The 23,787-nt window shown below is 73.8% G+C and carries 19 protein-coding genes and 1 pseudogene; 7 read left to right on the forward strand and 13 right to left on the reverse strand.

Annotated elements, in window-relative coordinates:
* Nucleotides 1-747: 747 nt before the first annotated feature.
* From ACWDR0_RS05890 to ACWDR0_RS05910, 5 genes and pseudogenes are all read right to left on the reverse strand, one after another.
* Entirely contained in the window at nt 748-3,987 is a 3,240-nt protein-coding gene (locus tag ACWDR0_RS05890) for a sacsin N-terminal ATP-binding-like domain-containing protein (RefSeq protein ID WP_456350394.1), read from the reverse strand.
* 902 nt (nt 3,988-4,889) lie between these two features.
* Nucleotides 4,890-5,468 (reverse strand): PASTA domain-containing protein, encoded by a 579-nt coding sequence (locus tag ACWDR0_RS05895; RefSeq protein ID WP_456350395.1) that lies wholly within the window; start codon nt 5,466-5,468, stop codon nt 4,890-4,892.
* Nucleotides 5,465-5,986 carry a SigE family RNA polymerase sigma factor gene (locus ACWDR0_RS05900; protein ID WP_456350517.1) on the reverse strand — a complete coding sequence of 174 codons (522 nt, stop codon included), beginning with the start codon at nt 5,984-5,986 and terminating at the stop codon, nt 5,465-5,467. The genes ACWDR0_RS05895 and ACWDR0_RS05900 overlap by 4 nt, the downstream gene beginning before the upstream one ends.
* A gap of 344 nt (nt 5,987-6,330) precedes the next feature.
* Nucleotides 6,331-6,569: pseudogene (locus ACWDR0_RS05905) on the reverse strand (DUF4158 domain-containing protein); the annotation flags it as partial.
* 609 nt (nt 6,570-7,178) lie between these two features.
* Entirely contained in the window at nt 7,179-8,084 is a 906-nt protein-coding gene (locus ACWDR0_RS05910; RefSeq protein ID WP_456350396.1) for a DUF3027 domain-containing protein, read from the reverse strand.
* A gap of 305 nt (nt 8,085-8,389) precedes the next feature.
* Here ACWDR0_RS05910 and ACWDR0_RS05915 point away from each other — a divergent pair, with 305 nt between their 5' ends.
* From ACWDR0_RS05915 to ACWDR0_RS05930, 4 genes are all read left to right on the forward strand, one after another.
* A complete protein-coding gene (locus tag ACWDR0_RS05915) occupies nt 8,390-9,766 on the forward strand; it encodes an MFS transporter (RefSeq protein ID WP_456350397.1) in 1,377 nt (458 codons plus the stop codon).
* Between the two features lie 185 nt (nt 9,767-9,951).
* A complete protein-coding gene (locus ACWDR0_RS05920; protein ID WP_456350398.1) occupies nt 9,952-10,422 on the forward strand; it encodes a DUF2771 family protein in 471 nt (156 codons plus the stop codon).
* Nucleotides 10,423-10,476: 54 nt separating this feature from the next.
* Entirely contained in the window at nt 10,477-11,262 is a 786-nt protein-coding gene (locus ACWDR0_RS05925) for a futalosine hydrolase (RefSeq protein ID WP_456350399.1), read from the forward strand.
* A 1-nt stretch (nt 11,263) separates the two neighbouring features.
* Nucleotides 11,264-12,127: a 1,4-dihydroxy-6-naphthoate synthase gene (locus ACWDR0_RS05930; protein WP_456350400.1), complete on the forward strand. Its 864-nt coding sequence runs from the start codon at nt 11,264-11,266 to the stop codon at nt 12,125-12,127.
* 234 nt (nt 12,128-12,361) lie between these two features.
* On the opposite strand, the gene ACWDR0_RS05935 is transcribed toward ACWDR0_RS05930, so the two are convergent.
* Nucleotides 12,362-12,745 carry a cold-shock protein gene (locus ACWDR0_RS05935; RefSeq protein WP_456350401.1) on the reverse strand — a complete coding sequence of 128 codons (384 nt, stop codon included), beginning with the start codon at nt 12,743-12,745 and terminating at the stop codon, nt 12,362-12,364.
* A gap of 221 nt (nt 12,746-12,966) precedes the next feature.
* Between ACWDR0_RS05935 and ACWDR0_RS05940 the strand changes: the two genes are divergently transcribed.
* Nucleotides 12,967-13,206 carry a hypothetical protein gene (locus tag ACWDR0_RS05940; RefSeq protein WP_456350402.1) on the forward strand — a complete coding sequence of 80 codons (240 nt, stop codon included), beginning with the start codon at nt 12,967-12,969 and terminating at the stop codon, nt 13,204-13,206.
* Between the two features lie 135 nt (nt 13,207-13,341).
* Here the strand turns inward: ACWDR0_RS05940 and ACWDR0_RS05945 are convergent, their stop codons facing one another.
* From ACWDR0_RS05945 to ACWDR0_RS05955, 3 genes are all read right to left on the reverse strand, one after another.
* Nucleotides 13,342-14,007 carry an HAD family hydrolase gene (locus tag ACWDR0_RS05945; protein WP_456350403.1) on the reverse strand — a complete coding sequence of 222 codons (666 nt, stop codon included), beginning with the start codon at nt 14,005-14,007 and terminating at the stop codon, nt 13,342-13,344.
* Between the two features lie 141 nt (nt 14,008-14,148).
* On the reverse strand, nt 14,149-14,643 hold the full coding sequence (locus tag ACWDR0_RS05950; RefSeq protein WP_456350404.1) for a hypothetical protein: 495 nt from the start codon (nt 14,641-14,643) through the stop codon (nt 14,149-14,151).
* A 9-nt stretch (nt 14,644-14,652) separates the two neighbouring features.
* Nucleotides 14,653-15,786, reverse strand: a complete 1,134-nt coding sequence (locus tag ACWDR0_RS05955) for a hypothetical protein (protein ID WP_456350405.1) — start codon at nt 15,784-15,786, stop codon at nt 14,653-14,655.
* Nucleotides 15,787-15,900: 114 nt separating this feature from the next.
* Between ACWDR0_RS05955 and ACWDR0_RS05960 the strand changes: the two genes are divergently transcribed.
* A complete protein-coding gene (locus ACWDR0_RS05960; protein ID WP_456350406.1) occupies nt 15,901-18,768 on the forward strand; it encodes a helicase-associated domain-containing protein in 2,868 nt (955 codons plus the stop codon).
* Between the two features lie 16 nt (nt 18,769-18,784).
* On the opposite strand, the gene ACWDR0_RS05965 is transcribed toward ACWDR0_RS05960, so the two are convergent.
* Nucleotides 18,785-19,429 carry an RloB family protein gene (locus ACWDR0_RS05965; protein ID WP_456350407.1) on the reverse strand — a complete coding sequence of 215 codons (645 nt, stop codon included), beginning with the start codon at nt 19,427-19,429 and terminating at the stop codon, nt 18,785-18,787.
* Nucleotides 19,430-20,728: an AAA family ATPase gene (locus tag ACWDR0_RS05970; protein WP_456350408.1), complete on the reverse strand. Its 1,299-nt coding sequence runs from the start codon at nt 20,726-20,728 to the stop codon at nt 19,430-19,432. It abuts the gene before it with no gap.
* Between the two features lie 239 nt (nt 20,729-20,967).
* Between ACWDR0_RS05970 and ACWDR0_RS05975 the strand changes: the two genes are divergently transcribed.
* A complete protein-coding gene (locus ACWDR0_RS05975) occupies nt 20,968-22,620 on the forward strand; it encodes a DNA repair helicase XPB (protein WP_456350409.1) in 1,653 nt (550 codons plus the stop codon).
* 142 nt (nt 22,621-22,762) lie between these two features.
* Here ACWDR0_RS05975 and ACWDR0_RS05980 read toward each other — a convergent pair whose 3' ends face one another.
* Both ACWDR0_RS05980 and ACWDR0_RS05985 read right to left on the reverse strand, forming a co-directional pair.
* The gene (locus ACWDR0_RS05980) at nt 22,763-23,122 is read right to left on the reverse strand and encodes a hypothetical protein (protein WP_456350410.1); all 360 of its coding nucleotides are present in this window, start codon (nt 23,120-23,122) and stop codon (nt 22,763-22,765) included.
* 242 nt (nt 23,123-23,364) lie between these two features.
* Nucleotides 23,365-23,562 carry a hypothetical protein gene (locus ACWDR0_RS05985; protein ID WP_456350411.1) on the reverse strand — a complete coding sequence of 66 codons (198 nt, stop codon included), beginning with the start codon at nt 23,560-23,562 and terminating at the stop codon, nt 23,365-23,367.
* Between the last annotated feature and the right edge of the window lie 225 nt (nt 23,563-23,787).

Genomic DNA, 23,787 nt, shown 5'->3' on the forward strand with positions numbered 1-23,787 from the left:
CTGCGCCTCAAACGCCGGCGGGGCTGAAAAGCTTGTGACCGTTGCTACGTGGGGTCGTGACCCGCCTTGTCTGGGCTCGGGTGGGTCGTGGGCCTCCGGGCTCACCTCCTCGCCACGTGCGATGCACCGCCCTGAAGCGCATCGGTCATGTCGCCCGTGGCTGCGGGGGCGACCCTGCACCCCACTCCCACGTGATCCCGACTTGAGCAGCCGGTCAATGTCCCTGGTGGTGTCGCCGTCACCGGGGGAGGACAAATCTTGCGGTCACCCACCCCCGGAGGGTGCGCCCCACTCGGGGTGCGGTCACCCACCCCCGGGGATGTGTTCACCCCGGAGTACGGGCTTACCTGTCGGCGGCTTGGGGTCCGGGGCATCCATGCAACGGGTCCGTGGGGAGGGGGGTGCAGGGTCGCCCCCGCAGCAGGCTGCGACAAGCAGGGACGCGCTTCAGTGGCGGTGCATCGCAGCCTGCGAGGAGGTGAGCCCGGAGGCCACCGACCTGCCCGAACCAGACAGGACCGGGTGACGACCCCACGGAGAACGGGACTCGACCACCGTTGAAGAACCCGCACCGGGCAAGGGCCGCAGGCACGAGTACCCAGGGGCGCGAGGAACTGCGCGACCAGCCACCAACGACCCGCAGCCGGACACGCGGAAACGGCACCCACGGCGCCCCGGGCCCCGGGCCCAACGCGCACGCACCACGCAGGTGCGGCACCCCCAGGGGCCCCCTGGACCACAGGCCCCTCAGCGGGAGGCGGCCCCGTCGAACCAGCGGTCGCGGGCGAGTTCGGCGGTACGGGACGGGTCCTCCAGCAGCGCCGCGACCTCGAAGCGCCGCGGCCACTGCCCCGCCGCCCAGGCCAGCCCCGCCGCCACACCCTCCACCGTCGCCGCGTGGACCACCCCGTCGGGCGTGCGCCGCCAGTCCAGCTCCACGCCCCCGGCGACCAGCTCCTCGTGCTCGACGTACGTCTCCGGTACCGCGGGGCCCAGCAGCACCCGTACCGACTCCGGTACGTCGTGCTCCTCCCCCTCCGTCCCCACCTCGGCGGAGACCGACTCGCTCAGCTTCCGTACCTGGAACAGCTCCGCCAGGTCCGCCGCCCGTTCCGGGCCCACCGGCAGCAGCGGCAGCCCGCCCGCCAGCGGAATCAGATCCGGTACGTCCGCGACGACCGCGTCCGCCGCGTCCACCACCCGCACCTCGCCGTCGACGACCGCCCGCAGCTCGTCCGGGAGCGTCACCTGCTCCGGATCCAGCTCGGCCAGCGCCGAGTACAGGCCGTGCAACTGCGCCGCGCCCACCGGCAGCTCAGGGTCGGCCAGCCGGCCCAGCAGCTCCGCGCCGCCGCCCGGCTCGTCGAGCAGCGCGGCGACCGTGGTCCGTACCCCCAGTGCCCGCAGCACCTGGGCGTCGTCGAAGCCGGTCGCGTCCACCGCCTCGTACAGCCCCGCCAGCAGCGGATCGCCGCCCGCGGCCCGCAGACCCGCCGGGCGCCGGCCGTCCAGCACCGGATGGTCGCGCAGCCACCACGCCGTATACGGCCGTACGGTGTCGGTCGTGCCGTCCGGCAGCAGCACCCGCACGGGCTGCGTCAGCGCGTCCCGCAGCGGCGGCCGGGCCAGCAGGGCCAGCGCCTGCGGCCAGCAGTCGTCGTCGACCAGGTCCAGATCCCGTACGGCCACCAGCTCCGTCGCCACCGGCGGCACCGGCGTCTCCGGCAGCCGGTCCAGCACGTCCTCGCACCACACGTCGACCGCGTCGAGCAGCCCGGCGTCGTCCGGCTCGGCCCAGTCGCCGTCGCGCGGCTCCAGTTCGTCCGGGTCCAGGACGATATCGGTGGCCCGGACCAGGGTGAAGTTCGCCAGCACCCCGCAGGCGGCCAGCGGCTGCTCGCCCCACCGCGCGGCCAGCTCCGCGTCGACAAACGCGAGCGCGTCCTCCCGCATCACCGCCGCGAAGGCGCTGCCGGGCAGCACCAGCTCCCCCGCCGGAGCGGTCTCCCCGTCCTCGTCGGGCAGCGCGAGGGCGCCGAGCCACGGCTCGTCACCGGGCTCCAGCTCCGCGTCCCGGACCAGGGCCAGGACCGTATCGGCCAGTTCGTCGGCGTCCAGGGCGCCGTCCGCGTCCTCGTCGCCGTACCAGACGTCGCCCGCCTCCAGCGACCCGGCGACAGCGGCCCGCACCTGCGGGGTCGTCAGCACGGCCCGGGGCGTCGCGGGCAGCGCGCCCAGCTTCTCCAGCAGCGGGTGCGCGGCATCCTCGTGACAGACCTTCAGCCCGAGACGGGCCAGCCTGCGCTGCGCCTCGGCGTCGGAGTCCGGCAGCGGCAGCAGGACCTGCCGGGGGCCGATGACGGTACGGCCGTCGGCCAGCGGCACCGGGAGACCCGTCAGCCGGTCCGGGTCGACGCCCGCGAGGCTGTCGTACAGCCGCCACCACCAGCCCGGCTCCCGCTCCAGGCCCGCGAGCCGGTCGACCGCCTCGGTCAGCGGCACCCGGGCCACTCCGACGGTCCGCAGCTCGGCCCGCCGCTCCAGACCGGCGGGCAGCAGGGTGGGCAGGACATCGGCCAGTACGCGCACGGTGTCGGCGCCCGCACCCTCCAGGACCTCCGCCTCCACCGGCCGCAGCGCACCCGGCCGGTCCGTCTCCGGCAGCCCGGTCTCCTCGAACTCGGTGGTCCCGGCCGCTTCGGGGCGGGGCGCGGCCGGCTCCAGGAACGCGGTGCGCGGCAGCAGCTTCAGGATCTCCGCGCGCAGCGACCCGTCGAGCGCGCCCTTGCCGAGCGGGCCCGGCACCAGGTCGATGGTGGCCGTCGAGACCGGCTCCCAGGCGCCCAGCAGTTCGGCGTAGGCCTGCGCGGCCTGCTCCACGAGGAAATCCGTCAGCGGGCCGGGCGCCGGATGGCGGCGGGTCGTGTCCAGCGGCAGCGAGGCGATCAGCAGCGCGGGTACGCCGAGGGGCTCGTCCGTCGGCGTCGGGGCATGCACCACGGGCTCGGTCGCCGGGCGCACGGGCGCACCCTCACCGTCCACCGGCACGGCCCAGGTCACCGACCAGTGGGGGCGCAGCTTCTCCTCGACCGGACGGTCCTTCAGCAGCGCGGGGGCGGTGGCCCCGTGGCGGCTGACGGTACGCCAGCGGGTCCCCTCGCGGGGGGCGGTTCCGGTGCCGTTCCCCGTGCCGGGCGCGGTTCCGGAGTCCTCGATCCGGACATACGGGCCTTCGGCGGCCCGGGTCAGGGTCCGCACCCCGTCCGGCGTGTCGATCACGATCTCCGACAGGCCGGTGAGGGTGAGCAGCAGCGCGTCGTCGACGGAGCGCAGCAGCCTGGCCGCCAGGTCGGCGGCCGCGCCGTCGCGCAGCGGGAGCACCACGACCGTGTCGTAGCCGTCGGGAGCGGTGCCCTCGGCGGGCAGCGGCAGCCGGAGCGTCGGGACATGGCCGTCGCGGCGCTTCAGCTCTTCGGCGAGGCCGGCGGGGCCGGCGGGGGCGCCGGGGCTGTCGGGGGCTTCGGCCGCGGCGGCCTCCGCGAGGGCCCGTGCCTCGGCCAGCGACCAGCGGACGCCGCCGTGCCGCCCGAGGACGGCGGGCTCGTCGCTGACCGCCAGCACGGCGGCGAACCCGACACCGAACCGGCCCACCGTGCCGCTGCTCTCGTCCCGCTTCGCCGAGGCGCGCAGGGTGCTCAGGGACTCGACCCCGGCCGCGTCGAGCGGTGCGCCCGTGTTCGCAGCGGCCAGCGTGTTCTCACGGAGCGTCAGCCGCAGGCGGCCGGGGGTACCGGCGCGGGCCGCCGCGTCGGCGGCGTTCTGCGCCAGCTCGACGATCAGGCGGTCGCGGTACCCCCCGAGGACCAGGTCCTCCTCCGCGTTCGCGTCCTCCCGGAAGCGCGCGGGCACGGCTGCCCAGGCGTCGAGGACGCCGCGGCGGAGACGGGCGGTGCCGAAGGGGTCGGGAGTACCGGGCGCTTCGCTCATGCGCCGAAGGTACCGTGTCCCCTCCGGGGCGGTCCCTTCCCGGGGCTCTTGCGCCCGGGGCCGGCGGCCTCCCGCTGGGGCCTTGCTCCGGGGCCCCGGGGGTGTGCCTTGCCCGTGGGGTGCGGGCGGCTTCTGCGCCTCAAACGCCGGCGGGGCTGAAAAGCTTTGTGACCGTTGCTTCGTGGGGTCGTGACCCGCCTTGTCTGGGTTCGGGTGGGTCGTGGGCCTCCGGGCTCACCTCCTCGCGGCCTGCGATGCACCGCCCCCGGGGGCAGCCTTGCTTGTCGCAGTCCGCTGCGGGGGCGACCCTGCACCCCACTCCCACGTGATCCCGACTTGAGCAGCACCGCAAAGCCCCTGGTGGTATCGCCGTCACCGGGGGGAGAGATGTCTTGCGGTCACCCGGGACGGAGAGTGCGCCCCACTCGGGGTGCAGGCACACCCCGGGGCTGTCACACGACTCCGGGCAGGGCACGCCTTGCGGTCACCGTGCCCGGAAAGTGTGTCCTTCTCCGGGGGCGAGTAGTAGAGGGGCAGCGGTTAACGCTGAGATTGATCTTGTAGTGGCGGGCCGCTTGGCCTCGTCCGGCGTGGCCGGAGGAGACCCGCGCAGGGACCCCTCCGGCCGTTGGTGCGGGTGGCCGGCGGCGAGGCTCCACAGTCGCGGGTAGCGGCGGTACAGCCGTTGGCACCAAGGGGTTCAGGCGTTCGCCGGTGAGGGAGCGGGCCGACTGGCTAGCGTGATCGTCGAGCGAGTTGTGTCTGCGGCGAAAGAATCGCGCTGTGAGTCCAGCAGCGGCCCGGAGGGGCGGGCGTCCGGCCGGTGCGCCGCGGTCGACGGACTGCCCGGCACCGGCCCCTGGGTTCACTCGGCCGGTGCGCGGGCCGAAGGGCCCGGTCGCTCAGGTTCCGCCGGGTTTGCCCGTCGAGACCAGCAGGAGGACGGACGAGCCCGGTGCCACCGGTTCTGCGCCGCCCCGGGGCTGACTGCTGATCACCTGCCCGGCGGGAGCGTTCCAGTCCGTGTGCCGCATGATCGTGCAGCTCAGTCCGAGTCCGCGCAGCAGGCTTCCGGCCTGTTCGACCGGCATGCCGGCCAGGTCCGGCAGCGCGATGCCCGCTCCCGCGGTCTGCTCCTGCTCCTGTGCCGGAGTCGCATCGGCGCTTCCGCTCTTGGGGGTGCCGGTGGCGAGCGGGGTGCACGCCCCGTTCGCCGGTGGGGACAGGGACGGGGAGGCGCCGGGCGCGGGCGGCACGGGCTTCAGCGCGAAGAACCCCACCGTGGCGAACGCCAGCACGCAGCACGCCGCGGCGCTGCCGAGGAGCGCCCGGCGGGTGCGGCTGCGGCTGACGGCTCGCTCGATCGCGGCCGCGTCGACGACCGGCGCCGTCGGCCCGTCGGCGAAGGAGGCCACCGCGGCACGCAGCTCGGCTTCGAGGCCCGGCTCGAGCGGGGCCGGTCCGGACGACGTGTTCCTCACTTCGTACCTCCGAAAGCGGCCGACGGCGTGTGCGGCGCCTGGGCGCCCGATACGGAATCGCGCAGCTTGGCCAGGCCGCGGGCGAGCTGGGACCTCACCGCACTCGGAGAGATGTCCAGGACGTCGGCGACCTGCCGGGCGTCCAGATCGTGCAGGTAGTACAGGACCACCACGCTGCGCATGCCCATCGGCAGCCCGAGCAGTGCCTCGATCAGTTCCGCGCGCAGATCCACCTGCCCGAACCGGTCCCGGGGGTCGGCCGTCTCGGGCACCCCCGACAGCCCGGGGCGCTCGCCCCGGCGCGACAGCCGCCGCCAGCGGTCGTTGGCCAGGTTGACCAGCACTTTGCGCACGTACGCCTCCGGCGAGTCCGCCACCGCGACCTTCCGCCACTGCCGGCACGCCCGCTCCAGCGCCTCCTGCACCAGATCCTCGGCCACGTGCACGTCACCGGTCAGCGCATACGCGGTGCGGAACAACGCTCCCGACCGCTGTGCGGCGAACTCCGTGAATCCGATGCCCGGACCGCTCCTGCGAAACCTCACCCGCCGACCTCCTCTCCTCATCCCGTCCCGATCACTGCCCCCATGACGGCGGAACGGGGCCGAGTGCTGCACCGAGCCGCCGGCAGTGACGTGAATCACAGCCAGGACGGAAGGGTGCCGCCGGGCGGGCGGACCGCCGCCTGGCGGCACCCCGGACCCGTTCCGCAGGAGGCTCGGCATGACTTCGAAGCACCCCCTGAACGCCTGACGTCTCCGGCGGGCCCTCGCGCTCTACCCGTCCTCGTACGGCACCGGCGCGCTCGCGGAGGTGACCGACTTCGCCGCCCGCCGGATCGCTCTCCGGTCCGGCCGGAGGAGTCCACCACGGGCCACGGCACGTCCAACGGGTCGTCCGCCAGGAACCGGCCGATGTACCGCACCGTGCAGATCTGCAACGCGATGCCCAGCCGGTGGCTGTCGGTACGTCTCAGCGCGATCAGGTCCCGGTCGGCGTCGTCCAGGAAGAAGAACCGCTCCAACTCGGGCCGGGTGGGGACCTCCTTTTGAAGGTCCCGTACGACGCGGCCTGATCATCACTCAAAAACTCAACCGGCACGGAGCGGACGGTAGCCGGGACAACTCCGGACCGGCGAGTGATCGGCCGAACGCCTGCACGGAAGATCCCTGCTGGGCTACGGCCTCACGCCATGATCAATCTCAGCGTCAACCGCTGCCCCTCTACTACTCGCCCCCGTTCTCGGGGTGCGGGCCCGCCCTGGGGATATGCGTCCATTGTTTGGCGCGGGACCCTGTCGGCATCTTCGGGCCCGTGGGCATCCATGCAACGGGTCCGTGGGGAGGGGGGTGCAGGGTCGCCCCCGCAGCGGGCTGCGACAAGCAGGGACGCGCTTCAGTGGCGGTGCATCGCAGTCCGCGAGGAGGTGAGCCCGGAGGCCACCGACCTGCCCGAACCAGACAGGACCGGGTGACGACCCCACGGAGAGCGGGACTCGACCACCGTTGAAGAACCCGCACCCGGCAGGGACAGCAGGCACAGGTACCCAGGGGCGCGAGGAACTGCGCGACAAGCCACCTACCACCCGCAGCCGGACACGCGGAAACGGCCACCCACAGCTCCGGGGCCCGAGGCCCAACGCGCACGCACCACGCAGGTGCGGCACCCCCCAGGGGCCCCCTGGACCACAGGCCCCTCAGCGGGAGGCGACTACGCGTGGCCCAGGTCGGCGTCCGAAGGGGTCGGTTCGTCGTGGAGGGGGAAGGCGTCGGGGGCCAGGGAGTCCAGGACCGGCGGCGCCGGCTGCGGCGGCTTCGGCATGACCGCGGCCTCGGAGTGGCCCCCGCAGCCGTACGACAGGGAGACGATGCGCCCGTCCGCCGGGGAGAACTCGTTCGCGCAGATGCCGAACGCCTGGGACAGCGAGCCCGTGATCGGCACCAGGAATCCGCAGGAGACACAGGCCGCGGGAGCCGCCTGGGCCATCGGGGTCTTCGCGCCGAAGGACTCGTCCCAGCGGTCGGCCGCGGTGTGGAGACCGTAGCGCGACAGGACCCGGGCCCGCCGCATGCCCAGCTCCTCCGCGAGGGAGGCGATCTCGCCGCGGCTGTTGGGGACGCTGTCGGCGGGGCGCCGGTCGGTCAGCTCGGCGTCCTCCTGCTCGACCCGCTCGGCGAGGTCGTGGGAGGTCTCGGTGAGGACGGAGTTCGGCGGGGGCGCGTCCTCGCCGGAGTAGCCCGGCTCGAGACGGAGGTCGTCCGCGCTGGTGGGCAGGAGATCGCCGGGCCCGAGGTCGCCGGGCCGGAGCCGCTCGCTCCAGGGCACCCATTCGGGTGCCAGGAGGGCGTCGGGGCCGGGCAGCAGAACGCTCTCGTCGAGGGTGACGACCTTGGCGCGGGAGGCCCGGGCGACGGTTACCGCCCAGCGCCAGCCCCGGTAGCCGGGCTCCTTGCACTCGAAGAAGTGCGTGACGACGCGGTCCCCCTCGGAGACGAGGGCGACGTGTTCGCCGACCACTCCGGGCGCGGCGGTCTCCTCGGCGGCCGCTCTCGCGAGCTCCACCGCCTCGGCGCACAGACGGTCGGGGGTACGGCTTCTCGTCGTCGCAGCACTCACAGGTCTCGTTCTCTCCTACGCCGTCTCACGGGGTGCGCCGGCCGTTGCGCGGGGCGGACACGAGCGGCGGGCGGAGCGGACCTGAGGGCCGCATCGACGTCCGCGCCCGGACCGGTCCGTCACGGGCACACCTTCCGGCATCCATTCTGCGGGATGCCGAAGAGGCGCGCGGCCGAGAACATTCGCCGGTGGCGCGCTACGCACGCTACCTCTTCCGCCGCCGCCCGCCCACCTGCGCGCCCCAACGGGAGCTAACAACCGCGCATCACCCGCCGTCGCGAGCCGCCTTCAGGCAGTATGGCGTGGTGGCCGCAGCCAGTTCGTCGGACGACGGTTCCGCAGCGCGCAGGGCACTCGGGGCGCTGGGCCGGGCGTGCCGGGCGGTGGCCCGTGCGCTGCACCTGCCGTTCACGGGTACGGCGCGGTCGATCCGGCGCGCGACACACGCGCACGGCGCGGGCGAGTCGGGCCTCGGAAGGCTGATCGAGCTGCACGCGGTCAACGGCGCGGGCGATGTGATGATCACAGTGGCGCTGGCGTCGACGGTGTTCTTCTCGGTGCCGACGGACGAGGCCCGGGGCCGGGTGACCCTCTATCTGGCGATCACGCTGGCACCGTTCGCGCTGCTGGCGCCGGTGATCGGCCCACTGCTGGACCGGATCCCGCACGGCCGCCGGGCGGCGATGGCGACGGCGATGCTGACGCGGGCGGTGCTGGCGGTCACGATGTCGGCGGCGGTGGTGACGGGCTCGCTGGAGCTGTATCCGGCGGCGCTGGGCGTACTGGTGGCGTCGAAGGCGTACGGAGTGGTCCGCAGCGCGGTCGTACCGCGGCTGCTGCCGTCGGGGTTCTCCCTGGTCAAGGCGAATTCACGGGTGACGCTCGCGGGGCTGCTGGCGACCGGGATCGCCGCGCCGATCGGCGCCGGGCTGCACCGGATCGGTCCGGCGTGGACGCTGTACGGGGCGTGTGCGCTCTTTCTGCTGGGGACGTTCTGGGCGCTGCGGCTGCCGCCCAAGGTGGACTCGGCGAAGGGTGAGACGAATGTCCGGGTGCTCACTCACGGCGGGAAGCGGCCCAGTCTGCGGACGGTCGGCCCGGCGGTTATCCACGGGCTCCAGGCGAACGCGGCGCTCCGCTGCCTCTCGGGTTTTCTGATCTTCTTCCTGGCGTTTCTGCTGCGGGAGCATCCGCTGGCGGGCCAGAGCGCGGCGGTCTCGCTGGGGATAGTGGGGGTGGCGGCGGGCGCGGGCAATGCGATCGGTACCGGGGTCGGGGCCTGGCTGAAGGCCCGCGGCCCGGAGGTGATCATCGCGACGGTGCTGGGCCTGGTGATCACGGCGGCGGTGCTGGCGGCGGTCTTCTTCGGCGCGGGCATGGTCGCGGTGCTCGGCGCCACGGCGGGCTTCTGCCAGGCGCTGGCGAAGCTGTCGCTGGACGCGCTGATCCAGCGGGACGTCCCGGAGGAGGTGCGGACCTCGGCCTTCGCCCGCTCGGAGACGATGCTCCAGATGGCCTGGGTGGTGGGCGGTGCGATCGGGATCGTGCTGCCGCTGAACGGGGTGCTGGGCATGTCGGTGGCGGCGGCGATCGTGTCGACGGGCGCGGTGGCGTCGGTACGGGGCCTGCTGGCGGCCGGCCGCCACGGGCCGCGCCCGGGCCGACGACCACGGGTGGCGTGAACCGGGCCCGAGCCGCGACGGCGGTGAGCCGCCGGAGAGTCCGGCCCGCGGGACCCCCGGGACAGGTCCGGGCCCCGCGCCGGGAGGCGGGAAGGCGGGCTCCGGCAGCCCGCGGACGGCGGGGCACGACCCACCCGGAGGGGCCCGCGCGTGGACGGGAAGGCGGGGACAGATAGCCTTCGGGCATGACCGTTGCGTTCTTGTCCGGGACCCGCCGCCGGGCCACCGCCGCCGTCGCCATCGTCGGCGCCGGGCTCCTGTCCCTCACCGCCTGCGAAAAGCCGACCCCGGTCGCGACCCTGACGATCGGGTCGGAGTCGGTGAACACCGAGGCCGCCTGCTACAACGACGGCAAGCCGCTGGCCAAGGACGTGTACGACGAGTGCATGAAGAAGACCGGCAAGACCCTGGAGGTCGACCCGGATCTGCCGCTGCGCATCGGCGTGGACCCGGCGATCGCCGAGAACGGCTGGGTGCTGGGCGTCGAGGGCTCGCTCTCCAACGAGGCGGAGGAGTCCAAGAAGACGTACCAGTCGGTCAACAGCCGCGCCTTCTTCCCGCCGGGCGGCCAGGACAAGCTGCGCCTCCAGATCGTCGAGGTGAAGGACCAGCAGCCCGTCGGCGTCTGGCAGTTCCAGCTGAAGAAGACGGGCTGAGGCCCGGTCGGCGTACGGTGACGGCGGCCGGAACCGGAACCGGAGGCCGGTGAGGTGCGGGTACTGGTCGTGACCGCGGTCGCGCCGGAGGCGGAAGCCGTCGGCGCGGCGGACTGCGGCGCGGAGGTGCTGGTCGGCGGGGTGGGTCCCGCCGCGGCCGCCGCGCGTACGGCCACGGCGCTGGCCGCCGCCGTACACCGCACCGGCGGCCCGGCGGCCCATGACCTCCCGCACGTGCTCCCGTACGACCTGGTCGTCTCCGCGGGTATCGGCGGTGGCTTCGCCCCGCACGCCCCGGTGGGTTCCCTGGTTGTCGCCGAGACGATCGTGGCCGCCGATCTCGGGGCCGGTACGCCGGACGGCGGCTGGCTGCCCGTCGACGAGCTGGGCTTCGGCCGTACCCGGCACCGTCCCCCCGCGGAGCTGTCCCGGGCGGCGGCCGGACTGGCGGGCGCGCTGTACGCGCCGGTGCTGACGGTCTCCACGGTGACGGGCTCCGCCGCCCGGGCCGCCGAGCTGACCGGACGTCATCCGGGGGCGGGTGCCGAGGCGATGGAGGGGTTCGGGGTCGCGGAGGCGGCGGCGCTGCACGGGCTGCCGGTCCTGGAGATCCGGGCGGTCTCCAACGCGGTGGGCCCGCGCGACCGGGACGCCTGGCGGATCAAAGACGCACTGACCGCGCTGACGGAGGGCTTCCGCAGGCTGCGCCCCCTGTTCGAGGGCCCCGCGCCCCTGCCGGACCCGGAGAAGGCCCCGGAGAAGGCCCCGGACCCGGCCCCGGTTCCGGAGGCGGCCCTGGAGGCAGGTCCCCCGCCGGGGACCCCGCGGAAGGAGAGCTGAGATGGACATCGCGTACTCCCCCTGCCCGAACGACACCTTCGTCTTCGACGCCTGGGCGCACGGCCGGGTGCCGGGCGCTCCGCCGCTGGACGTCACCTTCGCGGACATCGACATCACCAACGGCATGGCGGAGCGCGGCGAGGGCTCGGTGCTGAAGGTGTCGTACGCGGTGCTCCCCTGGGTGCTGGACGAGTACGCGCTGCTGCCCTGCGGCGGGGCGCTGGGCCGGGGCTGCGGCCCGCTGGTGCTCACCCGCGACACCCCCGACGGGTCGGGCGGGACGGGCGCGACCGGCGCGGACCTGGCGGGGCGTACGGTCGCGGTGCCGTCCGAGCGGTCGACGGCCTATCTGCTGTTCCGGCTCTGGGCGGCGGAACGGGTGCCCGGCGGAGTGGGCGAGGTCGTCGTGATGCCGTTCCACGAGATCATGCCCGCGGTCCGGGACGGGGTGGTGGACGCGGGTCTGGTGATCCACGAGGCGCGGTTCACCTACCAGGAGTACGGCCTGGTGAAGCTGGCCGATATGGGTGAGCACTGGGAGGAGACGACCGGGCTGCCGATCCCGCTGGGCGCGATCATCGCCAAGCGGTCCCTGGGCGCGGAGACGCTGGAGCTGCTCGCGGAGTCGGCGCGGGCCTCGGTCCGGCTGGCCTGGGACGACCCGGAGGCTTCCCGGCCGTATGTCCGGGAGCACGCCCAGGAGATGGACCCGTCCGTCGCGGACCGGCATATCGGGCTGTACGTCAACGAGTTCACGGCCGGTCTGGGCCCGGACGGCTATGCGGCGGTACGCGGCCTGCTGACCCGCGCGGCGGCCGAGGGCCTGGTGCCCCCGCTCGCGCCGGGGGCGCTGGACTTCCCCTGAGACCTGAGACCTCAGACCTCAGACCTGAGACCTGAGACCGGTCCGGCGACGGCCGGAGCGCGCGGGGCGGGGGCGTACGGGGAGGCAGAAGGGCGCGAAAAGGCCGAGAGGCTGTGTACCGCCTCTCGGCCCCGATGCGCCGGGCTCATCCGATCGGGCGAGCGCCGCGCGCCGTCCGGCGGGATGCCGTCCCGCGCCGCCGCGCGCCGCCGTACGGCTCAGACGCGGTACGGCTCAGACGTCGAGCTGGTCCGCCACCGCCCGCAGCATGCCCGCGATCTTGGAGCCCTGCGCCTTGTCGGGGTAGCGGCCGCGCTCCAGCTGCTGGGTGACGTTCTCCAGCAGGGTGGTGAGGTCCTGGACGATCGACGCCAGCTCATCGGGCTTACGGCGCTGGGCCGCGGCCACCGAGGGCGTCGGGTCGAGAATGACGACGGAAAGCGCCTGGTCACCGCGCTGGCCCGCGACAACACCGAACTCCACCCGCTGTCCGGGCTTAAGCGCATCGACACCGTCGGGCAGCACTGACGAGTGAACGAAGACGTCGCCGCCGTCGTCGCGGGAGAGAAAGCCGAAGCCCTTCTCGCTGTTGAACCATTTGACCTTGCCGGTAGGCACGTCTGTCCTCGTCCTTGTACTCGTCGGGGCGATTCGTCGGGCGCTCTCGCACCGGAACGGTCCGGTGGAAGCAGCAGGAAATCATCGAAACGATCTGAAAAGCATCCGAATAGCAGTGGGGCGGGTCCATCGACCCGCACCACACCCAAGGCTAATGGTCCAGGGGCCGGTGACAAGACGTCGCCGAACGGTTCGTCCTCGTGGGGAACTACCCTGGCCGGATGACTGCTACTCCTTCCGCGCCGGGAGACGGACTGGTCCGGGCCGGCGCGATCGTCTTCATCGTGGGCGCGATGGCCACGCTCGTCACGATGGCTCCGCTGTTCCTGGGGACGGATCCGTTCCCGCCGGTCGCTTACGCGGTGTGCATGCTGATGGGCGTCGGTTTCATGATCGCCGGTGCGGGCGTGTTCCGCTCGATCGCGGCCCAGCGGCGGACGGCCAAATCGGTGACGCAATAACGACGGCGCGGGCCGGAATCCCGGCCCGCCGGGGTCCCGCGGCCGGAGCGGGTCTGCCGCGTAGGCAGAGCGCGGGTCCCACCGCCGGAGCGGGCCCGCCTCCTGGGCAGCGCGCGGCCCCGGCAGCGGGCGGGCTCAGCGGCCCGCGGCCAGGGCGGGTGCCGTCCGTCGCAGCCAGTCGGGGAACGCGGTGAGGTCGTCCAGCACCACATCCGCCCCGGCGGCCCGCAGCTCCGCGGCGTCGCACGGCCCGGTGGGCACGCTCACGGCCAGCGCCCCGGCGGTGTGCGCCCCGCGCACATCACCGGTGTGATCGCCGACGTACGCCCCCGCGCCGTACTCGCGCAGCGCCTCCGCCTTCCCCTCGGCCCACAGCCAGCCGATCACCGCGTCCGGGGCGATACCCAGGTGGTCGAGGTGGAGTTCGGCATTGGGCTCGTGCTTGGCGGTGACGACGATCGCCCGCCCGCCGCACTCCCGGACGGCCCGTACCGCGTCGTGCGCGCCGGGCATCGCGCGGGTGGGCTCGATCGCGTACTCCGGATAGATCTCGCGGTACCGGTCGCCCATGGCCTGAATTCGGTCATCGGGAAACCAGTGGGCCAGCTCCTGCTCCAGCGGCGGCCCGAGCCGGCTGACGGCGAGATCCGCGTCGATCCGCACACCGGTCTCCCGGGAGAGCCGGACGAACGTGGCGTGGATACCGGGACGCGAGTCGATCAGCGTCATATCGAGGTCGAAGCCGACGGTGAAGGCGGGCGGGGTCCGGGATTCCCCGGCGGTGGCTGCTGGCACGTCCATGCCGACATTCTGCCCACCGCCGCCGCACGGTCGCCTCTCCGCCCGTCCGTGACGGCCGGCGCGGATCCCGCCCCGGCTCATGACCCGGCTCATGACCCGGCTCATGGCCCGGCCAGGACCCGGCCAGGACCCGGGCGGCCGTCACTCGCCCCAGTAGGGAATCCACCGGTATCCGGGGCGGAACACCTCGTAGGCATCCCCCAGCCCCAGCTCCGCGTGCAGGCTCTCGTGGAGGACGAGCCCGTCGATGCTCCCCTCCACCAGCTCCTCCAGCCAGTCGTTCCTGAGATCGGCCGGGTCGAGCCAGTGTTCCGGGTCCCAGCCGACCCGCGCGACGAGATACCCGTCGAACTCCGCCAGCAGACCGTAGAGCTGATGTCCGATCTCGGTGAGTTCGGCCGGGGTGAGCGGGAACCGCGGCAGGCTGCCGTCGACGGCGACGCCGTAGCCGACGGCGACCGGCAGAAGGGACAGCACGGTGTCACCGGTGGCGTCGGTGCCGAGCAGGGGCGGGTGGAGGGGGATCCGGTACTTCCCGGCGCGCAGCACGGTGGTGGCGGGGACGGCCTGGGCGGCTGCCCGGGCCGCGGTGGTCTTGTCGCCGAAGTTCACGACGAGTTCGAAGCAGAGCGCCATGGTCGCGCCTCACACCTTCCGCGCACGCCAGATCAGATAGAGCGCCGAGGCGACCGCCGCGGCGCGCAGGACCCAGGGGCCGGTCTCCAGGAAGGCGTCGCGCATCGCGTCCTCCGGGAGGGGGGCGCCCCAGCGGTTCGTGGAGCGGCCCCAGAGCCAGACGGCGCCCGCCGCGACGGCCGCCCCGGGGAGGCCGAAGACCGCGACCTTCGTCTCGAACGGGCCGAGCCGGCGGGAGGCGTACGCGATCAGCCAGCCCGCCGCGAAGGCGAACCAGGTGCCGAAGACCGCGCCCCCGATCAGCAGCAGCGCGGCAAGCAGGAGCAGCGGGCTGCCGAGGCCGGCCGCGGTGGCGGTGGCGGCCGCCTTCCCGGGGTCCTTCGCACGGCGGGCGAGCAGCCGCGGCAGCAGACCGGGCGGCGGGGCGGCCTCTTCCTGCTCTCCGCCGTCGCCGGACTCCTCGTCGGTGCCGGTCTCGTCGTCGCCGTCGTCGTCGGCGCGCGGCGGATGCAGTATCTCGGGGACCTCGACCCCGCCGGTGAACCCGCCGACCTGTTCCCCCGCCCCGTACGGCCTGGGCTGCACGCTCCACCAGTCGCCGTCGCCGCCGATTCCGTCGAGGTCGGGGCCCGCGCCCCGGGAGGGGCCCAGTTCGTCCAGGCCCGCGAGGTGGGGCGGCAGGCCGGGCGGGGACGGCGGCGGGGGGACGGCGGGGGCCGCGCGGTCCTTGCGGGGGCGCGGGATGAGCTTCCGCATCCGCTGGGCGGGGACCGGCAGCTTCCCGGCGGAGTCCGCCCGGGAGTCCGCCGCGCCGGACCCGCCCGGGGACGGGAAGGAGGCCGGAGCCGGGGAGGCGGACGGTGCCGGGTGCGGGGACGGCGCCGGGGCGCCGTACGGGGGTTCGTCCGCGGGACCCGCCCGGCCGGCCCTGTCGACCAGTTCGTCCGGCGTGCCCAGCTTCCCGAGGATCCGCCGTACCGCGGCCGGACTGTCCGAAGGCGCCTTCGCCCGCTGCCGTTCGATCTCGCCCCGCAGCGACGAGACCAGCCGCATCCGCTCCCCGGACGGCAGTTGCCGCTGCTGCGCGAGGTCGCCGACCCGGCTCAGATAGTCGTAGACGAGCTGTTCGCTCTCGATCCCCACGGACGGTTCCCCTCGCACGCTCCCCGGACCCGGACCGGTTCGGCTCGACCCCGGCCCCGATCCCCGCACCGACGGTAGCGCGGCGCGGGGACGTCAGCGACTACCGTGGGGCGGATGGGGACGAAGCCCGAAGAACCGCGCGGCGCGCACCAGGACGGACCGAGCCACCCCGTGTCGCGCGGCGCGGCACGGGACGAACCGGCGCGCGGCGGGCCGCGTACGCTGGCCGAATCGCTGCGCGCCGGGGGTGACGACCTGCTGGCCGCGCTGCTGCGGGCCCGCCCCGACCTGCTGAACCCGGTGCCGGGCGATCTGACGCAGCTCGCCACCCGCGCGGGTACCCGGGCGTCCGTCGTCCGGGCGCTGGAGCGGCTGGACCGGTTCACCCTCCAGACCGCGGAGGCACTGGCGGTGGCCCCGGATCCGGCCCCGTACGACACCCTGCTGGCCCTGCTGACCGGCGACGACGGCATCGACGACGACAGCCACGGCGGCGGGGACGGCGGTGGCGGGGGCGGCACCCGGTCGGACGTCGCGGCGGCCCTGCCGGGGGCGCTGGCCGCGCTGCGGACCCGGGCCCTGGTGTGGGGCGACGACGACCGGCTGCGGCTGGTCCGTACGGCGCGCGAACTGCTGGCGCCGTCACCCGCCCGGCCCTCCCCGACCGGCCTCGGCCCGACGGTGGCGGAGGCCACGGCCGGAATGTCGCCCGGCCGGATCCAGGAGATCGTGGCGGCCGTGGGGCTGCCGTCCACGCACGACCCGGTGTCGGCCGTGGCAGCACTGACGGGGCTCTTCACCGACCGGCGGCGGATGTCCGCGCTGCTGGACACGGCGCCGCCGGAGGCATCCGCCGTACTGGACCGGCTGGTCTGGGGGCCGCCCTACGGGGAGGTCACCGCCGACCCCGCGCCGCCGGTGCGCTGGCTGCGGGACCGCGGACTGCTGCTTCCCGCCTCACCGCGCACGGTCGTCCTGCCGCGGGAGGCCGCGCTGCACCTGCGGGCGGGCCGGGCCCATCGCGTACCGGAACCGCGGCCGCCGCTTCCGGTGGCCGCGGCGTCGGTGCTCGCCGCCCGTCCACAGGTTGTGGACGGCGCCGCGGCCGGGCAGGCGCTCACCGCGCTGTCGACCGTCGAGGACCTGCTCCAGGACTGGCACGAGGGCGGACCGCAGGTGCTGCGCGCGGGCGGGCTCTCCGTACGCGACCTCAAGCGTGCGGCGGTCGCGCTGGACACCGACGAGCCGACGGCCGCGTTCTGGGTGGAGCTGGCGTACACGGCGGGCCTGCTGGCCTCGGACGGCGAGGCGGACGAGGCGTACGCCCCCACCCCCGCCTACGACACCTGGCTGGAGCTGCCCGCCCCCGAACGCTGGGCACGGCTGGCGGGCGCCTGGCTGACGGCGACCCGGACCGCCGGGCTCGTCGGCTCCCTCGACGGCAAGGGGCGGGCGCTCTCCGCCCTGGGGCCGGGTCTCGACCGGTCCGCCGCGCCGGAGGTACGCCGCCGGGTGCTCACGCTCATCGGCGAACTGCCGCCCGCGACGGCGCCCACCCCGGAGAGCCTGCTGGCCCGGCTGCGCTGGGAGCGGCCGCTGCGGGGGCCCGAGGGCGCCTCGTACGGAGCCACCCCCGCGACCGGTGGGGCGGGTGGTGCGCCCGAGGCCCCCGCGACCGACCTGCGGAGCAGGATCGCGGTCTGGACCCTCGCCGAGGCGGAGTACCTCGGCATCACCGGCCGCGGCGCCCTCTCCACCCACGGCCGCGCGCTGCTGGGCCCCGGCGGGACGAGCCCGGCGGGCGGTCCGGCGGAGGAGGTATCCGGCGGTACGGGCCCGGGGTCCACCCGAACGGCGGCGGACGTGTCCGGCGGTACGGGCCCGGGGTCCACCCGGTCCACCCGGTCCACCCGGTCCGGCACACCGCGCCCCACCGGCGCCGACGCCACCGGCACGCACGGCACCAGCACGCACGGCACCGGCACCGGCGCCGACGCCCGCCCGAACGGGTGCGCGGGAGCGGAGCGGCGGCTGCGGGAAGCCGCCGACGCGCTCGCCCCACTGCTGCCCGAGCCCCTCGACCACGTCCTCCTCCAGGCGGATCTCACCGCCGTCGCCCCCGGCCCCCTGCGGCGGCCGCTCGCCGAGACCCTCGCCGTACTCGCCGACGTCGAGTCGAAGGGCGGCGCGACCGTCTACCGCTTCACCCCCGGATCGGTACGGCGGGCCCTGGACGCCGGGCGGACCGCCTCCGAGCTGCACACCTTCCTGGCCACGCACTCCAGGACCCCGGTCCCGCAGCCGCTGAGCTATCTCGTCGACGATGTCGCGCGCCGCCATGGCCACCTGCGGGTCGGCGCGGCGTCCTCGTACCTCCGCTGCGACGACGAATCGGTCCTCGACGAGATCCTGGCCGACAAGCGGTCCGCCGGGCTGAAGCTGCGCCGGCTGGCACCGACCGTCGTCGCCTCGCTCGCCGACCCGACGCCCCTGCTGGCCGGGCTGCGGTCGATGGGCTACGCCCCGGCCGCGGAGTCCGCCGAAGGCGACGTACTGATCGCCCGCGCCCACGCCCGCCGCACCCCGCCGCGCACTCCCCCGGCCCCCCAGCCCGAGGGCCCGCCGGTCCCGGACGCCACCCTGCTGGGCGCCGCGGTACGGGCGATCCGGGCGGGTGATCTGGCCGCGACGGTCGCCACCCGGCCACCGGCGTCCGCGTCCGGCACCCGCGCCCCGGGCACGGCCGGCGAGCCGCCGCGTACCACCGCCGCCGAAACCCTGGCCACCGTGCAGGCCGCCGTGATGACGGGCTCCGCCGTGTGGATCGGCTATGTCAACGCGGAGGGCACGGCCAGCCAGCGGGTGATCGCCCCGGTCCGGGTCGAGGGCGGCTTCGTCACCGGCTTCGACCACACGGCCGACGAGGTCCGCACCTATCCGCTCCACCGGATCACGGGCGTGGCGGAGCTGGCGGACGACTGACGCCCGCGCCAGCCGCTCACGGGCGGATCCGGCCCTTTCGCAGCAGCTCCACGAGTATGTCCACATCCGTCCACGGGTTGGTCCGGTGGCCCGGGGAGCTTCTGCTGCGCATGGCCTCGGCCCGCTGCTTGGCCCGGTCGTACCGGGCCCTGTCCGGACCGCAGAGCTGCGGGTAGTCCAGATGTTTCCGCCCGGTCGTGTAGCCCCAGTCGGCGGCCTTCTCCAGCGCTGCCTGGGCACCGGCCGACGTGTGGTGTCCCGAGACGTCCTTGAGGTGCAGAAGCAGCCAGAGTTCGAAGCAGGGGTTGGATACGGCCAGCTTCACATCGGCCTTCCGGGCGAGTGAGACGGCCTCGTCGAACGACGGGTGCGGACGCGGAGCCTCGACGTCCACGACGCACCACACTTCGTCGTACGGAGTTCTCCTGTCGGCCGCCGACCCGGGGGCCCTGTCCTTGTGTCTGATCGCCGACCGGACCAGGGATTTCGGTTCCCCGTGGTCGCCCCCGATGCAGATGGTCACCGGCAGCGACTTCAGCTCCTGCCGCAGGCCCTTGAAGTACTGGACCTCGGTGCATTCGCCTTCGCAGTAGATCAGGAATCTGCGCTGTTCCTCCCGCCAGCTGGCGGGCCGCTGTAACGGCTTCCCCCGGCGCCCCATCTAAGTCCCCCCGACTGCCCCGGCAATCTCGCGGATCGCATCGTCGTCGAGGTACGGAACCGCTCCGTACCGCCCGGCCAGATACCGCTTCTCGGTGTTCTCCCCGGTCTCGCGCACATGGAACTCCGTCAGCGGGAAGAGCCGGGTGGCCAGGGTGACGGGGTCCTTCTCCGTGAACCAGACCTGGTCCCGGCGAAGCTCGGTACGCGCGTTCCTGCCCAGGAGCGACGCCTCATGGGTACTGAAGATCAGTTGGGCGCCCTTCCGGTTGACCTCGGGCGACTGGAACATTCCCACGAGGGTGTCCACGAGGTACGGGTGGAGACGGGCGTCGAGTTCGTCCACGCACAGCACCGCGCCCTGGGCCAGTGAGGTGATCACGGGCCCCATCATCCCGATCCACGTACGGGTGCCGCTGGACTCGTCCAGGAGGTCGAGCGGGAACACCCCTTCGTCGGTGCGGTGCTCGACACTCACCGGGCGGGGCGGAGCCTCCACCCGTACGCGCTCGCCGAGCACACCCCGCATCGCCTCGGTGATACGCCGGTGCTCCTCCACGAAGCTCTCGTCCGGTTCCAGAACTTCCAGTCCCGAAACCCCGAGATCGGCGACGGACAGGAGCTGGGCGACCGGCCCCGGCTCGGGCTGCTCCCGGTCGCGGAGCAGGAGCTGGAAGGTGTGGTCGAGTCGGCTCCGGAAGTTCCCGTCGGTGGCGAGCCGCAGCCCCGACCGGAACCACTGGTACACCTCGCCGAGCTGAGGGTGCCCCTGGGCCGCGGCCACGGAGAGATAGAGGCTGTTGGGGCGGATGAGCTTGGCAATGATCTTCTTCTCACCCGTGAGGGAACGGCCGAAGACGAAGTCCTCGCCCTTCCGCTCGAAGAGCCGGTTCGCCTTGCGCTCCGGGTAGTAGTTGAGCCACTCCTCGGTCACCCGGTCGTCGTCGACGGAGAAGCCGTACTCGTGCCGTACGCCGTCCAGGGCGAAGTCCATGGTGAAGGACGTCGGCCAGGCCGTCGCGTCCGGCCGCAGCGCGAAAGGCCGCCGGGGAATGCCGCCACCGGGATCCCAGTGCCGGAACGACGAGAGCACCGCCCTGCGCATCCACCGGACGGCGTCGATCACATTGGATTTGCCGGACGCGTTCGTCCCGTAGATCGCCGCGACGGGGACCACGTGGTGGTCGCCCCGGGCGAGGGCGCACTCGGCCCGGTCCGGGTGGCGGTCGGACGCGATCAGCGAAAGCTCCTGCTCGTCGCGGAGCGACGCATGATTGGTCACCTGGAACCGCAACAACATGGCAACCTCCTTAAGCGTTCACACATGCTGTTTGACGGCTCTCCTCGCCGAAAATCGACGATACAAGCGTGTAGCCGCAACGGCTAGCGTCTTCACCTGACCGGGTGGCACTCTCCGTACACTTCCAGCCACTGCACGCGCCCGGGCCGGACACCACATCGCCCGCCCGCGGATACGGCAGACTGGAAGTTTGGCTGCCCGGGTCTCGGATGCCGTCTGCCGGAAGGAACGCACCCCAGGTGAATGGCCCACTCATCGTCCAGAGCGACAAGACCCTCCTGCTGGAGGTCGACCACGAGCGGGCCGACGCCTGCCGTCGTGCCATAGCGCCCTTCGCCGAGCTGGAGCGCGCGCCGGAGCACATCCATACCTATCGCATCACCCCGCTCGGGCTGTGGAACGCCCGGGCCGCCGGGCACGACGCCGAGCAGGTCGTCGACGCGCTCGTCGAGTACAGCCGGTATCCGGTGCCGCACGCGCTGCTGGTGGATGTGGCCGAGACCATGGCCCGCTACGGGCGGCTCACCCTCAGCAAGCATCCGGTGCACGGGCTGGTGCTGACCAGCACCGACCGGCCGGTGCTGGAGGAGATCCTGCGGTCGAAGAAGGTGCAGCCGCTGGTGGGTGCCCGGATCGACGCCGACACGGTCGCGGTGCACCCGTCGGAGCGCGGTCAGATCAAGCAGACGCTGCTGAAGCTGGGCTGGCCGGCCGAGGACCTCGCCGGGTATGTGGACGGCGAGGCGCATCCGATCGAACTGGACGAGACGGGCTGGGCGCTGCGGCCGTACCAGCAGCAGGCCGTCGAGGGGTTCTGGCACGGCGGTTCGGGTGTCGTGGTGCTGCCGTGCGGCGCGGGCAAGACGCTGGTGGGCGCCGGGGCGATGGCCCGGGCGAAGGCGACCACGCTGATCCTGGTCACCAACACCGTCTCCGCCCGGCAGTGGAAGCACGAGCTGGTGAAGCGGACCTCTCTCACCGAGGACGAGATCGGCGAGTACAGCGGGACGAGGAAGGAGATCCGCCCGGTCACCATCGCCACCTACCAGGTGCTGACGACCAAGCGGAAGGGCATCTACCCCCATCTGGAGCTGTTCGACTCCCGGGACTGGGGCCTGATCCTCTACGACGAGGTGCATCTGCTGCCCGCGCCCGTCTTCAAGTTCACCGCCGACCTCCAGGCCCGGCGGCGGCTCGGGCTGACGGCGACCCTGGTCCGGGAGGACGGCCGCGAGTCCGACGTCTTCTCGCTGATCGGGCCGAAGCGGTTCGACGCGCCGTGGAAGGAGATCGAGGCCCAGGGCTATATCGCCCCGGCGGACTGTGTCGAGGTACGGGTCAATCTGACGGACTCGGAGCGGCTTGCCTACGCCACCGCCGAGACGGAGGAGAAGTACCGCTTCTGTGCCACCACCGCGACCAAACGGAAGGTGACGGAGGCGCTGGTCGCCAAGCACCGCGGGGAGCAGACCCTGGTCATCGGGCAGTACATCGACCAGCTGGACGAGCTGGGTGAGCATCTGGACGCCCCGGTCATCAAGGGCGAGACGTCGAACGCCCAGCGGGAGAAGCTCTTCGACGCCTTCCGGCAGGGCGAGATCTCGGTGCTGGTGGTGTCGAAGGTGGCGAACTTCTCCATCGACCTGCCGGAGGCCACGGTCGCCATCCAGGTGTCGGGCACCTTCGGCTCGCGCCAGGAGGAGGCCCAGCGGCTGGGCCGGGTGCTGCGGCCCAAGGCCGACGGTCACGAGGCCCGGTTCTACTCGGTCGTCGCCCGCGACACCATCGACCAGGACTTCGCGGCGCACCGCCAGCGCTTCCTGGCCGAGCAGGGGTACGCGTACCGCATCGTGGACGCGGACGAACTGCTGAGCGGCGGTGGGGCGGGCTGACAGAGGGGCGGGCCGGCCTCGGAGCGGGGTGGGCGGCGGCGCGCGACGGCAGGGCGCGCCGGGTGCGTACGGGCCGGGCGCCCAGGGTCCCGGCGCGTACGGGCCGGGCCGCCGCGGGGGGTGGTCCGGCGGGCGCGCCGGGTCAGCCGTCGGCCGCGACCAGGACCGGTGACAGAAGGATCAGCGCGTACTGGAGCGCCACGAGCCGGCCGCGGGCGCGGTTCGTCATACCGTCGCGCGGTACGGCCGCGGCAAAGAGTCCGGAGAGGCCCGCCGGGAGCAGGACCAGCAGCCCGGCGCCGACCAGGCCTCCGGCGCGGCCGTCGGTCTCGTAGGCGTCGATCAGGGCCAGCAGGCCCGAGAACGCCAGGGCGCCGAGGGCCAGGAAGAGTCCGATGCCCGCGATCACCCGCAGCGCGCCCGCGCCGGCCTCCGCCTGCTGGGGCGGCGGCGGGCCCTGCGGGGGCCAGGTGTGCGCGGTGCCGTCCGGGGTCGTCGTCATACGGTCATTCAAGGCGGCGGGGCGGCTGTGCGCCTCCGCCGGGATGCTCAGTACGGGTCCGTCCGGTACGGCCTGGGTATCTGGGTACGCGTACTCAGGTCGGGGGGCGGTGTCGGGACCGCGTTCGAGTTCGGGGGGCGGGACCCGGTTCGGTGTCGGTTCGGGGCCGGGTTCGGGGCGGCAGGGGACGGGATCGCGTCCGGGTGTGCTCGCGGTTGGCCGGGTGCCCCGGCGGCAGGCCGTCAGCGGCGGCGGCGGACGCCCGCCGCCTCCGCGTCGTAGTCGCCCGTGACCGTCACGCTGAAGAGCGCGGCGGCGAACACCTTCACCGCGTGCAGCGCGCCACCCGTGCGGTGCGCGGCGTGCGCGGCGCCCGGGGCGGCCGTGGCGCGGCGGGCGCCGGGGAGCTGGACCGTGGGGGTGAGAGTCGTCGTCGTCATGTGTTCAATGATGTGGTTCCGGCGCAGGTCAGCGCATCGGCCGCACGTTGGAACCCGGACCGCTTCCGACTACGACTCCAGATATAAGGGTTCTCCCGGGCGCCCGGCACTTCGGGAGGAGAACCGCCCGCCCGGCGTCATACTTCAGTCGCTCAACCTCATCCTCCTGAAGGGCATCCGCCCCCGACCGGCCCTCCGGGGCCCGGGCCCTCGCGGCGGGGCGGG

It is taken from the genome of Streptomyces sp. NPDC003691, from assembly GCF_053981115.1.